This window comes from Celerinatantimonas sediminis, from assembly GCF_046054195.1.
In the GTDB taxonomy this organism is placed as follows: Bacteria; Pseudomonadota; Gammaproteobacteria; order Enterobacterales; family Celerinatantimonadaceae; genus Celerinatantimonas.
In genome coordinates this window covers 23845-37696 of sequence record NZ_JBEQCS010000010.1, presented here as the reverse complement: position 1 = coordinate 37696, position 13852 = coordinate 23845, and the positions used below count along the sequence as shown (strand labels likewise).

At 44.5% G+C, this 13852-nt stretch carries 11 protein-coding genes; 5 read left to right on the top strand and 6 right to left on the bottom strand.

Annotated elements, in window-relative coordinates; translation table 11 throughout:
- Positions 1 to 109 precede the first annotated feature (109 nt).
- The 6 genes from lpdA to ampD all read right to left on the bottom strand — a co-directional run bounded on the left by lpdA (position 110) and on the right by ampD (position 8861).
- Positions 110 to 1537: a dihydrolipoyl dehydrogenase gene (lpdA, locus tag ABTQ23_RS12510; RefSeq protein WP_408616077.1), complete on the bottom strand. Its 1428-nt coding sequence runs from the start codon at positions 1535 to 1537 to the stop codon at positions 110 to 112.
- A 165-nt stretch (positions 1538 to 1702) separates the two neighbouring features.
- Positions 1703 to 3550, bottom strand: a complete 1848-nt coding sequence (gene aceF, locus ABTQ23_RS12505) for a pyruvate dehydrogenase complex dihydrolipoyllysine-residue acetyltransferase (RefSeq protein WP_408616076.1) — start codon at positions 3548 to 3550, stop codon at positions 1703 to 1705.
- Between the two features lie 16 nt (positions 3551 to 3566).
- Positions 3567 to 6224 (bottom strand): pyruvate dehydrogenase (acetyl-transferring), homodimeric type, encoded by a 2658-nt coding sequence (gene aceE / locus ABTQ23_RS12500; RefSeq protein ID WP_408616075.1) that lies wholly within the window; start codon positions 6222 to 6224, stop codon positions 3567 to 3569.
- Positions 6225 to 6303: 79 nt separating this feature from the next.
- Positions 6304 to 7062 carry a pyruvate dehydrogenase complex transcriptional repressor PdhR gene (pdhR, locus tag ABTQ23_RS12495; protein WP_408616074.1) on the bottom strand — a complete coding sequence of 253 codons (759 nt, stop codon included), beginning with the start codon at positions 7060 to 7062 and terminating at the stop codon, positions 6304 to 6306.
- 345 nt (positions 7063 to 7407) lie between these two features.
- Positions 7408 to 8253: a regulatory signaling modulator protein AmpE gene (ampE, locus tag ABTQ23_RS12490; protein ID WP_408616073.1), complete on the bottom strand. Its 846-nt coding sequence runs from the start codon at positions 8251 to 8253 to the stop codon at positions 7408 to 7410.
- Between the two features lie 20 nt (positions 8254 to 8273).
- The gene (gene ampD, locus ABTQ23_RS12485) at positions 8274 to 8861 is read right to left on the bottom strand and encodes a 1,6-anhydro-N-acetylmuramyl-L-alanine amidase AmpD (protein WP_408616072.1); all 588 of its coding nucleotides are present in this window, start codon (positions 8859 to 8861) and stop codon (positions 8274 to 8276) included.
- 139 nt (positions 8862 to 9000) lie between these two features.
- Between ampD and ABTQ23_RS12480 the strand changes: the two genes are divergently transcribed.
- Genes ABTQ23_RS12480 through coaE form a run of 5 tightly spaced genes read left to right on the top strand, consistent with a single transcriptional unit; the run spans position 9001 to position 13772 of the window.
- Positions 9001 to 9474 carry a pilin gene (locus ABTQ23_RS12480; RefSeq protein WP_408616071.1) on the top strand — a complete coding sequence of 158 codons (474 nt, stop codon included), beginning with the start codon at positions 9001 to 9003 and terminating at the stop codon, positions 9472 to 9474.
- Positions 9474 to 11045 (top strand): GspE/PulE family protein, encoded by a 1572-nt coding sequence (locus tag ABTQ23_RS12475; protein WP_408616070.1) that lies wholly within the window; start codon positions 9474 to 9476, stop codon positions 11043 to 11045. The genes ABTQ23_RS12480 and ABTQ23_RS12475 overlap by 1 nt, the downstream gene beginning before the upstream one ends.
- Positions 11032 to 12243, top strand: coding sequence for a type II secretion system F family protein (locus ABTQ23_RS12470; RefSeq protein WP_408616069.1), 1212 nt, complete (start codon positions 11032 to 11034; stop codon positions 12241 to 12243). Before ABTQ23_RS12475 ends, ABTQ23_RS12470 begins: the two co-directional genes overlap by 14 nt.
- 40 nt (positions 12244 to 12283) lie before the next feature.
- Entirely contained in the window at positions 12284 to 13159 is an 876-nt protein-coding gene (locus tag ABTQ23_RS12465) for a prepilin peptidase (protein WP_408616068.1), read from the top strand.
- Positions 13160 to 13169: 10 nt separating this feature from the next.
- Entirely contained in the window at positions 13170 to 13772 is a 603-nt protein-coding gene (gene coaE, locus ABTQ23_RS12460) for a dephospho-CoA kinase (protein ID WP_408616067.1), read from the top strand.
- Positions 13773 to 13852 lie beyond the last annotated feature (80 nt).

The window sequence follows — 13852 nt, the reverse complement described above, 5'->3', positions numbered from 1 at the left end:
TTTTATTTTATTGGTTTATTATGTGTTAAAAAGAGAAGCAGCTAACATTCAGCTCAAAAAAAAGCCCCAGCACAAGGCTAGGGCTTAGATGAGCGAGTTCGAAAAATCGTTATTTTTTCTTTTTCGCTTTTTTGTTTGGCAGGTCAGTAATTGAACCTTCAAAGACTTCAGCGGCCAAACCAATTGATTCATGCAACGTTGGATGCGCATGGATAGTCAGAGCGATATCTTCAGCATCACAGCCCATTTCAATCGCCAGACCAATTTCACCTAACAGTTCTCCACCGTTAGTTCCGACAATCGCACCACCAATTACGCGGTTAGATTGCTTGTCGAAAATCAGTTTAGTCATACCATCAGAGCAATCAGAAGCAATCGCACGGCCTGAAGCAGCCCATGGGAACAATGCCGTTTCAAACGCGATACCAGCAGCTTTAGCTTCTTTTTCAGTCATACCGACCCAAGCGATTTCTGGCTCAGTGTAAGCAATACTTGGAATGACTTTCGGATCAAAGTAATGTTTTTTGCCGGCGATAACTTCAGCCGCAACATGACCTTCATGCACACCTTTATGCGCCAACATAGGTTGACCAACGATATCGCCAATCGCATAAATATGTGGAATGTTCGTGCGCATCTGTTTATCAACTTCGATAAAGCCACGTTCGGTCACATTCACGCCAGCTTTATCTGCATCAATCGCCAGACCATTTGGCACACGACCAACAGCAACCAATACTGCATCGTAGCGAACAGGTGCATCTGGAGCTTGTTTACCTTCAAAGCTCACATACAGACCGTCTTTTTTCGCTTCAACAGCAACCACTTTGGTTTCCAGCATGATGTTGAATTTAGACTCAACACGTTTGGTAAAGACTTTAACAACATCTTTATCGGCTGCAGGAACTAACTGATCGGCAAATTCAACCACATCAATGTTACTACCGAGTGAGCTGTATACCGTTCCCATTTCTAGGCCGATAATACCACCACCTAACACCAGCAATTTTTCAGGAACTTCTTTAAGCTCCAAAGCATCAGTTGAATCCCAAACACGCTCATCGTTGTGTGGAATAAATGGCAGTTGAACTGGGCGAGAACCAGCGGCAATAATCGCATTGTCAAAGTTTACAACGGTCGTTCCGTCTTCACCTTCAACAGCTAATGAATTCGGGCCAGTAAATTTCGCCAGACCATTAACAACGGTAACTTTACGCTGTTTGGCCATGCCGCTTAAGCCACCAGTCAGCTGACCGATTACTTTTTCTTTCCAGCCACGAATTTTTTCAATATCAGTGGTTGGTTCACCAAAGACAACCCCGTGGGCTGCCAAAGATTTGGCTTCTTCAATAACTTTAGCTACGTGTAAGAGCGCTTTAGAAGGAATACAGCCAACGTTCAGACAAACACCACCTAAGGTGCTATAGCGCTCGACGATCACGGTTTCTAAACCTAAGTCTGCCGCGCGGAATGCTGCAGAATATCCTGCGGGTCCAGCACCCAGCACGACTACTTGGGCTTTAATCTCGTTACTCATGGGTTAATAACCTCTCGGGAATAATAACTGTCGGTTTTATGCTCATTGACCGACTCCGCGTTATAAGAGTGTAACGAATCACCTGCATATTGAGAACTTATTGGCTCACAATGCGATGATTTGATTTAAAAGCCGGAGAAACTTCTCCGGCTTTTTAACTACTAATTACAGAACCAATTTACGCAGATCGCTGAGCGTACTGCTGATAGTAGTAATGAAACGTGCTCCATCAGCACCATCAATGACACGGTGGTCATAAGACAATGCCAGTGGCAACATCAGTCGTGGTGCAAATTCACTGCCGTTCCAGACTGGTTTCATCGCACTACGAGAAACCCCAAGAATAGCAACTTCAGGTGCATTCACAATTGGAGTGAACTGCGTACCACCGATACCACCCAAGCTTGAGATAGTAAAGCAGCCACCTTGCATATCAGATGAAGTCAGTTTACCACCACGAGCTTTCTTAGAGATCTCAGTCAGCTCACGAGATAACTCATAGATGCCTTTTTTGTTCACATCGCGAACAACGGGTACAACCAGACCATTTGGAGTATCAACCGCAATACCGATGTTGATATATTTCTTCATGATCAGGCTCTGCTCATCATCAGAGAGCGAAGCATTAAATTTAGGATGAAGTTCCAGTGCTTTAGCAGCAGCTTTCATCATAAATACCAGCGGAGTGATCTTAAAGCCGAGGTCTTTTTTAGCAACAACTTGGTTTTCAGCTTTACGGAACGCTTCCATATCAGTGATGTCAGCTTCTTCAAACTGAGTCACATGAGGGATTTTCACCCAGTTACGATGCAGGTTTGGACCAGAGATTTTCTGAATGCGTGACAGAGGTTTCTCTTCAACTTCACCAAATTTAGTGAAGTCAACTTTTGGCCATGCCAAAACATCCATACCGCTGCCACCAGTGCGACCTGATTCAGCGCGGCTTACCGCATCTTTCACATAACTTTGGACATCTTCTTTAGTGATGCGACCTTTGCGACCAGTTGCTTTGATTTTCTCAAGGTTTAAACCAAATTCACGGGCCAGGCGACGAACGACTGGAGAAGCATGAACATAGGCTGTATTTTCGACAAAACCATCCGCTTTTGCAGGTGCGCTGGCGCTAGCTTTTGGTGCAGCAGCTTTTTCTTCAGCTTTTGGTGCACTCGCAGCAGGAGCGGCAGCAGGGGCTGCGCCTTCCACTTCAAAGACCATAATTAAAGAGCCAGTTGAGACTTTATCGCCTTCAGATATTTTAATTTCTTTCACTGTTCCGGCAAATGGCGCTGGAACTTCCATTGACGCTTTATCGCCTTCAACGGTAATCAGTGACTGTTCAGCTTCAACTTTATCACCCACTTTCACCATGACTTCAGTGACGTCTACTTCATCGCCGCCGATATCTGGAACGTGAACATCTTTTACCGCTGATGCAGCTGGTGCTGCCGCAGGGGCTGCTTCTGCAGCTGGAGCCGCTGGTGCTGCGCCTTCAGCTTCAAATACCATGATAAACGAGCCAGTTTTAACTTTATCGTTTAAAGCTACTTTAATTTCTTTCACAGTTCCGGCAAACGGCGCTGGAACTTCCATTGACGCTTTATCGCCTTCAACGGTGATTAGTGACTGTTCAGCTTCAACTTTGTCACCCACTTGAACCATGACTTCAGTGACTTCAACTTCATCATCGCCGATATCTGGAACGTTTACTTCTAATGTTGCAGTCGCAGCGGCTGGTGCCGCTGCAGGGGCAGCTTCTGCTGCAGGAGCTGCAGTTTCACCGGCCTCTTCTTCAAATATCATGATAAACGAGCCAGTTTTAACTTTATCGCCTTCAGATATTTTAATCTCTTTAACCACACCAGCGTGAGGCGCTGGAACTTCCATTGACGCTTTATCGCCTTCAACGGTGATCAGTGACTGCTCTGCTTCAATTTTGTCACCAACTTTAACCATGATTTCAGTGACTTCAACTTCATCATCGCCGATGTCAGGTACATTAATTTCAATTGCCATTATTTAAAACCTTCAATTAAGCGTGTAGAGGGTTAATCTTGTCTGCATCGATACCGTATTTAGTAATTGCCTGCGCAACCACGCTTTTATCGATTTGACCCTGTTCAGCCAGTTGATGCAGTGTTGCAACAACAACATAGCTTGCGTTCACTTCAAAATGACGACGTAAATTGTCACGGCTGTCACTGCGTCCAAAGCCATCAGTACCCAATACGCGGTATGGACCTGGAACATAATGACGAACCTGTTCGCCAAATGCTTTGACATAGTCAGTTGAAGCGATAGTTGGCAAGTTATCCAGAACAGAGCTGATGTATGCCTGACGAGGTTCGTCAGTTGGATGCAGCATGTTAAAGCGTTCTGCTTCTTGACCGTCACGAGCCAGTTCAGTAAATGAAGTTACGCTGAACACGTCACTTGCAATACCATATTCTTCGCTAAGAATTTTCGCAGCTTCACGCACCTGCAGCATGATGGTACCTGAACCTAACAGCTGGACTTTCGCTTTGTCACCGCTGTAATCTTCAAGTTTATAAATACCTTTACGGATACCTTCTTCAGCACCTTCAGGCATCGCTGGCTGATGATAGTTTTCATTCATCAGAGTCAGGTAATAGTAAACATTTTCCTGATCGCCATACATCCGGCGTAAACCATCCTGCATGATAACAGCGACTTCATACGCAAAACTTGGGTCATATGAAACACAGTTTGGAATGGTGCTAGAAAGAATGTGGCTATGACCATCTTCATGTTGCAAGCCTTCCCCGTTCAGGGTTGTACGACCGGCTGTACCGCCTAACAAGAAGCCGCGAGCCTGCTGATCGCCTGCCATCCACGCAAGGTCACCAACACGTTGGAAACCGAACATTGAATAGTAGATATAAAACGGAATCATTGGCAGGTCATTGCTTGAGTATGAAGTTGCCGCAGCAACCCAACTTGCCATAGCACCCGCTTCGTTGATCCCTTCTTGCAGAACCTGACCTTTCACATCTTCTTTATAGTATGCAACCTGTTCGCGGTCTTGCGGCGTATATTGCTGACCACCTGGGTTGTAGATACCAATCTGACGGAACAGACCTTCCATACCAAAGGTACGTGCTTCATCGGCAATAATTGGCACGATGTGCTCTTTAAGGCCTTTGTTTTTCAACAGAACGTTCAAAGCTCGAACGAAACCAATCGTTGTCGAGATATCTTTTTTCTGCTCTTGCAACAACGAGCTAAAGTCATCCAGAGCAGGAATTGGCAGCTCTTTGGTGAAATTGCGCAGGCGCTGCGGCGTATAACCGTGCAGTGCATCGCGCCGAGCGTGCAGATATTTATACTCAGCAGTGCCTTCTTCGATAGTCAGATAAGGCAGTTCTTTAACTTTCTCGTCATCGATATCAAGCCCTAAACGATCGCGCAGGTGCATAACCGAAGTCATGTTCATTTTTTTCACCTGGTGCGCAATGTTTTTACCTTCGGCCGCATCGCCCATACCATAACCTTTAATGGTTGATGCTAAGATAACGGTTGGCTGACCTTTGGTCGCTTTAGCATTGGCAAACGCTGCATAGACTTTACGAACATCATGACCACCACGATGCAGGTTATAAATCTGCTCATCAGAGAGATCTTTAACCAACGCAGCAGTTTCTGGATATTTACCGAAGAAATGCTCGCGCATATAAGCGCCGTCTTTTGAAGACAGAGTCTGGTAATCACCGTCGATGGTTTCGTTCATCAACTGAATCAGTTTGCCTGAAGTATCGCGAGAAAGCAGGTCATCCCATTCGCTACCCCAAAGCACTTTAACAACGTTCCAGCCAGAACCTTTAAACTGCCCTTCTAATTCTTGAACAATTTTGCTGTTACCAGAAACCGGTCCGTCCAAACGCTGCAAGTTACAGTTAATGACGAAGGTTAAGTTGTCGAGTTTTTCACGAGCAGCAAATGCAATTGCACCGCGTGATTCTGCCTCATCCATCTCACCATCACCTAAGAATGCATAGACATGCTGTTCAGAGCAGTCTTTCAATCCACGGTTGGTGATATATTTTAAGAAACGAGCCTGATAGATAGATGATAGTGGCGCAAGCCCCATAGAAACGGTTGGGAACTGCCAGAATTCAGGAAGCAATTTAGGATGAGGATAAGATGGCAGACCTTTACCTTCAACTTCCTGACGGAAGTGATCCAGCTGGTCAGCACTCAAACGACCTTCAACGAAAGCGCGAGAATAGATCCCAGGAGAGATGTGGCCCTGATAGTAAACCAGATCGCCACCATCTTTGTCGTTAGGAGCACGGAAGAAATGGTTAAAACAAGTTTCGTAAATCGCTGCAGCCGACTGGAATGAAGCCATGTGGCCACCCAGCTCTAAGTCTTTTTTCGACGCCCGCAAAACAATCATTACTGCGTTCCAGCGAATAATTGCCTGGATTTTACGTTCCAGTTCCAGATCGCCCGGATAGTCAGGCTGATCTTTTAAGGCAATCGAGTTGATGTAATCGGTTACGGCTGGACCACCAGCGGCCGAAACACCCTCAATACTGGCTTGATGCAATACCTGTTCAATTAGGTACTGGGCCCGCTCAATTCCTTCTTCACGAATGACTGATTCAATCGCGTCAATCCATTCATTGGTCTCAAGTGGATCCACATCATGTTGCAGAAGATCTGACATGGCATATTCCTCAATCGTTAAGCTATCTTAAAGATAGTTTTAAGTTATTCTAACTTCCGGTTTTTTATCCGGTACGAATTCAACTTTGTTCTGAACGCCGCAGAGATCGTTCAATCCGGCTGGATTCGCGTCCGATATCTAACAGCGTTTCTTCAATAAAGGCGAGGTGTTGATACGAGGCATCACGCGCCTGCGCCGGCTGTCTTTGTACAATTGCATTAAGTAACAATTGTCGATGCTGAGTAATCTTTGCAGCGACAGTTGTACGGGTGTACAAAATTTTGAAATTGTGCAGGATGTTTTGCAAAAGTAGGGGCCGCAAGCCACGAATTAAGTGCAAAAACACCATATTGTGCGAAGCGTTGGCTATCGCTTCGTAAAAATCCATTACCGCTTCTGATTCAGCCTCGACATCACCTTGGCTTTGAGCCATGGCAATATGAGCGTGACAATTATTAATCTGTTCGAAATCAGCCTCTGTCCCGCGCAAAGCCGCGTAATACGCAGCAATACCTTCGAAAGCATGTCGGAACTCAAGTAAGTCTAATTGGCCTTCGCGATGGTCAGAAAGCAATTTAAAAAGCGGATCGGTTAATCCTTCGCGCAAATCTTGCTGCACGTAGGTGCCTCCCCCTTGTTTTCGAATAACAAGGCCTTTGGCTTCCAATTTTTGAATGGCTTCACGCAAAGAAGGCCTTGAGACATCAAATTGTCGAGCCAGTTCTCGTTCAGCGGGTAACCGTTGACCAGGTCGAAAGCTTCCTTCCAGAATCATAGTTTCCAGACTCTGGACAATCAGATCAGATAATTTTGGATGTTTGACCTTTGGATAAGTCACTGGCAAATCTCTATTGGTAATACCAATTTACAGCGGGCACGTTAACAAAACGTGCTGGTGAAGTCCAGTGGTTTTGACCTTGATCAAACTATGGATAATGCATTAAAAAATAAAGAAATGTTGAAAAATAAAACCGAAAAAGTTTTTAGTTAATAAGGAGAAAACATTGTTTTTTCAATGAAATAAAACATCAATTTAACATTGAAACAATAAACAAAGTGCAATCACAATAACACTGTAAATGAGGTTTTTGAGAGGTATAAAAAATGCTAAATTTTTGTGAAGCATCTCACATCAGCTTGTAACCTATCGTAGCTGAAGGCAAAAGACACTTCACACAGTTAACTAAATTAACCAACCATAAATGGTAAATAACGCAACGACCGCTAAAGTGACCAACATACTGCTTTTTAATAATTGCATCATGGCCATCGCATGTTCGGTATTGGTTTTAGTTTGCGTTTGAGCACGAATGCATTCACGAGCAATTTGAGCAAGCCAATAACCATGATTGCGCTTAGAAGAGCTTAAGCTAGCCAACCAGATTTTAAACCCAGCTGCACTACTATAAGTTAATACATAACTTAACGCACATAACCGACTAGGAACCCAGTCGATAACAAACATAAACCGACTTACAACGCTATGAGTACAGCCTTGCTCTGGATGATCAATCGACCATTGCTCAAGCGCACGTAACAATCCATACCCCACCGCCAGCGCTGGCCCACCTATGGCAAACCAGAAGACAATGGCAAAATAGTAGCGAAAGTTAATCCAACACATAAATAAGCCAGTTTGAGACTGTGAGTCGATAGGATGATTGAGGCAACCGGGGAAGAATCGCGCTAAAGTTTCATTAAAATGCTGGCTTGCTAATTGCGGAGCCATACAACCTTGGCGCAAATAATCACGAAAAGCGCGTTGCAGTTGAGGGCATCCTAACACTAACAGAGGCAAGACAATCCACCAAATTAATGAGAGCAACCCAAACAACCAGCCTTGAATAAACCACTGCACCGCAACCAGGATGATCGTTGGCAGAGCAAAACCGAATAACAACCAACTCCAATTATGACGGCACGGTAACCAGTGATACCAGTGTTCACATAATTCATGAAACACCCAGCGTGACTGACTGTGCCGAGTTCGCTCCAGCAACAGAGCAATAATCAAAGCAATCAGGGACATCCCTCATTCTCCTTATGATTTTAAACTTCAGTTGGTGGTTGCTGTATCAAAGCCAGATATTGCGACCAGTTAAAACCGCTGCCTGGATCGGTTTTTCGACCAGCGGCTATCGTGCTATGACCGACAATACGATCAAGGCTAATGCGCGGGTAAGTCTGCATAATCACGGTGGTTAATGCAACCAAAGCACGATATTGGGCCGGACAAAAATCACTATCATCGGTTCCTTCCAGTTCAATACCTATCGCAAAATCATTACAGTTATTACGGCCATTATATTGCGAAACACCAGCATGCCAGGCTCTTTTATTAAGCGGGACAAACTGTTCAATTTGCCCTTTACGGTCAATCACAATATGCGCAGAAACCTTAAGATCGCTTACATCATCAAGTTCTGGATGAATGCCACTGGGAACACCGCTGGTAAATAGTTTTCGTATCATGCCATTGCGATAATGCCCTCTTGGCAAACTGATACAATGAATGACCAAAAGTGAAATATCATCGGGCTCTGGACGCTCATTATAAAAAGGGCTTGGGGTATGACGAACACCGCTCAGCCAATGCTCAGCATTTTTTTGATTTACCAGATATTTAGTCGTTTGCATAAACTACCTTCTGTTATCCCACTATATTCAGTCATTATCCTTTAATTACCTAATCATCAATAAATACTTGCTGGCATATTGAATCGTGACTTAGACAAGTGCATTATTAATATAAATATCAATAAATGATTTTTTAACGATGCCTCGCCCTCACACAAAAACTAAACAGAGTGGTTTTACACTCATTGAGTTGATGATAACGCTTGCCATCATTGCAGTATTAGCCACGATGGCCATGCCGGTTTACCAAAACTATATGAATCAGGCCCGTTTTAGCTCGGTGATTAACGCCACCGAACCGGTTAAAACAGCACTTGAAATTTGTATGCAAAGCCATAGTGTCGATGAGCTAGAAGATAGCAGCGATGACAATCCCTGTATGACAGCAACTGATAGCTACAACGTCAGCGAAAACACTGATGAAAACTCCCAGCTTAATTCCTTAACGATTAGCCACGACACTAACGCCTATACGGTGACTGCTGATGCCAAAGATCTCACCACTGACGACAATCAGCCAGTGAACTATATCTTAACTGGCACTTTTGATGAAGATACCGGCATTGTCAGTTGGCAGCGCACGGGTACCTGTGTAGAACTTGGATGGTGCTAATGGCAGAGCCACTTTGCGATGAGGTTTGTTGCAGTGATTCAGCGAAAAATTTGCTTGCTCGGCTAAAAACTCATTATCCCAATCGACGCCAACGTTGGCTTCTCACTTTAGTTAAGCAGCACTGTGTCGAAGAACAACAGCTCTATCAGGCCGCATGTCAGCGCAGCCTCTTAGCCGCTTGCGATTTACCTCATCAAATCACCACTTTGCCAGGGCAATTAAAGCTACATCATCTGCTTGATTTTCAGGTTATTCTCACCAGCCACTATGCTGGCGTATTGCAGGTGGGATTAATTGATTGTGAGGATCAATTGCTCATTGATGAATTAGCAGCCTTAACGCAGCAAGAAATCGAACCGCTAGTCGTCCATCCCAGCTGGCTTGAGACACAGCTTGCGCAGTTAAGTGAGACTGTTGTTTCTTCCAAAGCAGCGCCATCTGCGCCTGAAAGTCCTGATAACAATATTGCTATTGAGCTTTCTCAGTTAATTTACCAGGCCAGTGTCAGTGGTATCTCAGACCTACATTTTGAACCAAGCCACCAAGGTTATCGCGTTCGAGCACGAATTGATGGCCTACTGCAGCATTATTATCGATTTGCCCCCGAGCAAGGTCCTCGCATTGTTAGTTGGCTTAAAATGAATGCCAATCTTGATATTGCTCAGAAAATGCATCCTCAGGATGGGCGTCTTAACCTTCCCCAAGACCAAGAACAGCCTTTGGATATTCGCGTAAGCACCTTACCAACCATTCATGGTGAAAAAGTTGTTCTGCGTTTGTTAGGCAGCGATCAGCAGCATCTATCATTATCTCAGCTGGGTATGGATGAAGCGCAGCTAAACTGCGTGTATCATCACCTAAACCAGCCCAGCGGATTAATTATCGTCACCGGACCCACTGGTTCAGGCAAAACCCGCACTTTATACGCCGCGTTATCTCATCTGAATCATCCAAGTGTCAATATTGCCAGTGTCGAAGACCCGGTTGAGATAGAGCTATCCGGAGTCAATCAAGTCGCGATAAATCCTGCCGCACAACTGACATTTCAAAGCGTGTTACGCGCTTTACTTCGCCAAGATCCAGATATTCTAATGGTCGGCGAAATTCGTGATCAACAAACGCTTGAAATGGCGTGGCATGCAGCCCAAACAGGCCACCGAGTATTATCAACTCTGCATACCAACAGCGCATTAGAATCCATCGAGCGATTGCACCAATTAGGGCTGAGTTACCATCAAATTAGCGAATCATTGCAACTGATTATCGCGCAGCGATTACTGCGTAAACTCTGCCCTAAATGTCGAATTAAAACCAGTGATGGCCATTATCAACCGCAGGGCTGTCGAGATTGTCATGATGGCTATCATGGGCGCATTGGTGTTTTTGAACTGCTCTCATTTAATTCAGCCATCCGTCACGCCATTAATAACCAGCTGCCATTAGATGAGTTAGAGCAAGTTGCTCACCAACAAGGGATGCGCACGTTGCATCAACAATCCTATGAATATATTCATCAAGGGATCACTACAAAAGCAGAAGTTTTACGGGTTTTAGGCCATGCTGGCGAATAATCTCGACTGTTTTTACTGGCAGGGGATCAATCAAAACGGGCAAGCCTGTCGCGGCATGCATATTGCCAACTCGCAATATGCATTAATTGAACAGCTTGAGCAGCGTCAAATCAGCTTGCTCAAAATGCGCAAGTTACCTCGTATATTCGCTCAAGCTTATGCGCGCAAGCTCTCATTAAACAAGCGCCATCAGATCATTGAGCAGTTAGCTAATTCACTAAGCGCTGGATTATCCGTTAAACAGACTCTTACATTAATGCTCAATAGCGCCAGCAACCCACACCTTACGGCAGTTTTAAGCTTCTTACATCACACAATGTCTCAAGGGGCATCGCTTTCTGAGTCATTAGCACAAAGCGGGCATTTTACTCACCTTGAGCAGCAGCTTCTTTATACCGCCGAGCAATCTGGCCAGCTGCCACAAACTTGCAGCTATTTGGCACAGTATCTGACTCGCCAAGTCCAATTACGCAGACGACTGATTAAAGCCCTGAGTTATCCGCTCGTTGTTACCCTTATGGCCATCGGTATGTTTAGTTTTCTATTGGAATTTATTGTTCCGCAATTCACACAATTATTTATAAGCTTACACACACCACTGCCTATTTATACGCAATGGATTATTAAACTCGCAGCATTGAGCCATTATTCATTAGAAATACTGATTTCACTCGCGCTACTAATTGGCGTGTTACGCTATCAGTATCATCGCCACAGCCTTTTTAAACTGCGCTTTGACAAGTCACTATTGCGAGTACCTGTGCTTGGAGCGATTATTCAACTGAAGGAGCAGGTCAAATTAACCACGCTTATCGCGGCAACCTATCAAAGTGGTATGCCTATTAAACAATCCTTTGAATGTGCAAAAGATATTTGTGCCAACCAAGCGTTTGCCAAGCGCATTAAGGGATGTGTGAATGCACTTGAGCATGGGCAAAGCCTCTATCAGGCAGTTGTCACTGCTGAGCTTTTTAATCTCGAACAGCAGCAGTTATTAAAGATCGCTCAAGAAAGTGGTACTTTGGCGACAATTCTCGTTAAAATAGCTAAACAGGATGATGAACGACTGGATGTCGTCATGCATATTGCCGTTGATCTGATTGAACCATTGGTCATGGCTTTGGTAGGGCTTTTAATCGGCGGCGTAATCATCGCAATGTATCTGCCTATTTTTGAAATTGGCAACGTCATTCATTAAAGTGCACCACTTTATAATCTAACTTTTTGACTGAGCAAACATGGCCTATTTGCACACAATCTGGCAACAACTCCCGGTCTTTTTCTGGATATTATGCATTGCTGTTGCTTTAGTAATCGGTTCGTTCATGAACGTGCTTATTTATCGGCTGCCATTAATGCTCAAACGTCAGTGGAAAGATGAATGTGACACATTTTTATCTGAGCTTAAAGATGACTCAGAGCTTCCACAGGGACGCTTTAATCTAGCTTATCCTCGTTCTCAGTGCCCACATTGCCATCATGACATTGCTTTTTGGTGGAACATTCCGGTTCTGAGTTTTATCCTGCTGCGCGGCCGCTGCCATTACTGTCATGGGCCTATCAGTTGGCGTTATCCTCTGGTGGAAATACTCTGTGCAGCGATTGTAGCATTGCTCTTTTGGCAATTTTCACTGTCATTACAATGGCTCTGGGCATGCGTATTTGCCTTAACGCTCATAGCCGCTGCATGCATCGACTTAAAAACTCTCCTGCTACCTGACCAGCTCACTTTGCCATTGTTATGGCTTGGCTTATTGGTTAATACTCATCAGATATTCGTATCAACTCATCAAGCCTTGTGGGGAGCCGCTTTGGGCTATGGATTTCTCTGGGCATTGTACTGGGTTTTTAAATTACTGACCGCTAAAGAGGGAATGGGATATGGTGATTTCAAGCTTCTTGGGGCTATCGGAGCTTGGCTAGGATGGAGTTCTTTACCAGTTATTTTATTGCTAAGCTCTGCAACTGGCGCTTTGATTGGCATCGCCGTGCTGATAAAACATCGCCAGAAGCGACAGTTACAATTGCCATTTGGCCCGTTTTTAGCAATGGGCGCTTTGGTTTATCTTATATTTGGCGAACAAATTAATCATCTATATTGGGTTATTCTGTAGGGAGTATAACGTGATCGTGGCATTGACCGGCGGCATCGCCAGTGGCAAAACAACCGTCGCCAATTGGATTGCACAACAAGGGATTGATTGTATTGATGCAGATGTGATTGCCCGGCAGATTGTAGAACCGGGGCAAGAAGCTCTAAGTGTCATTTCCAACCATTTTGGAGAACAAATACTTACCGATGAAGGCCAGTTAAACCGGCGAAAACTCAGAGAGCATATATTTAATCATCCAGATGAACGTCGCTGGTTAGAAAACTGTCTGCATCCGCGCATCAAAGCACAGATTAAGGCGCAACTGAGCTTGTCAACAACGCCTTATACGTTACTGATTGTGCCATTGCTCATTGAAAGCGGATTAGAGAAACTTGCTGATCGCGTCTTAGTGGTCGATATCGACCCGCAAGAGCAGTTAAAACGGATTTGTCAGCGCGATGAAGTTTCCCTCTCGCAAGCAAAACAGATTGTCGCAACGCAAAGCGCAAGACAAGAGCGATTAAACATAGCAGACGATGTTATCTGTAACGATGGTTCAATTGATGAGCTTAAGCAAAAAACCATTAGTTTGCATCGGCAATATCTGCAATTGGCCCAAGCAAAACTCGCTTAATCAACACCTAAATTTGGGCCAAAGCCACCGTTAAGTCGCTAAAACCCTGTCAATTCACATTTCTTTGATTAAATAGATTT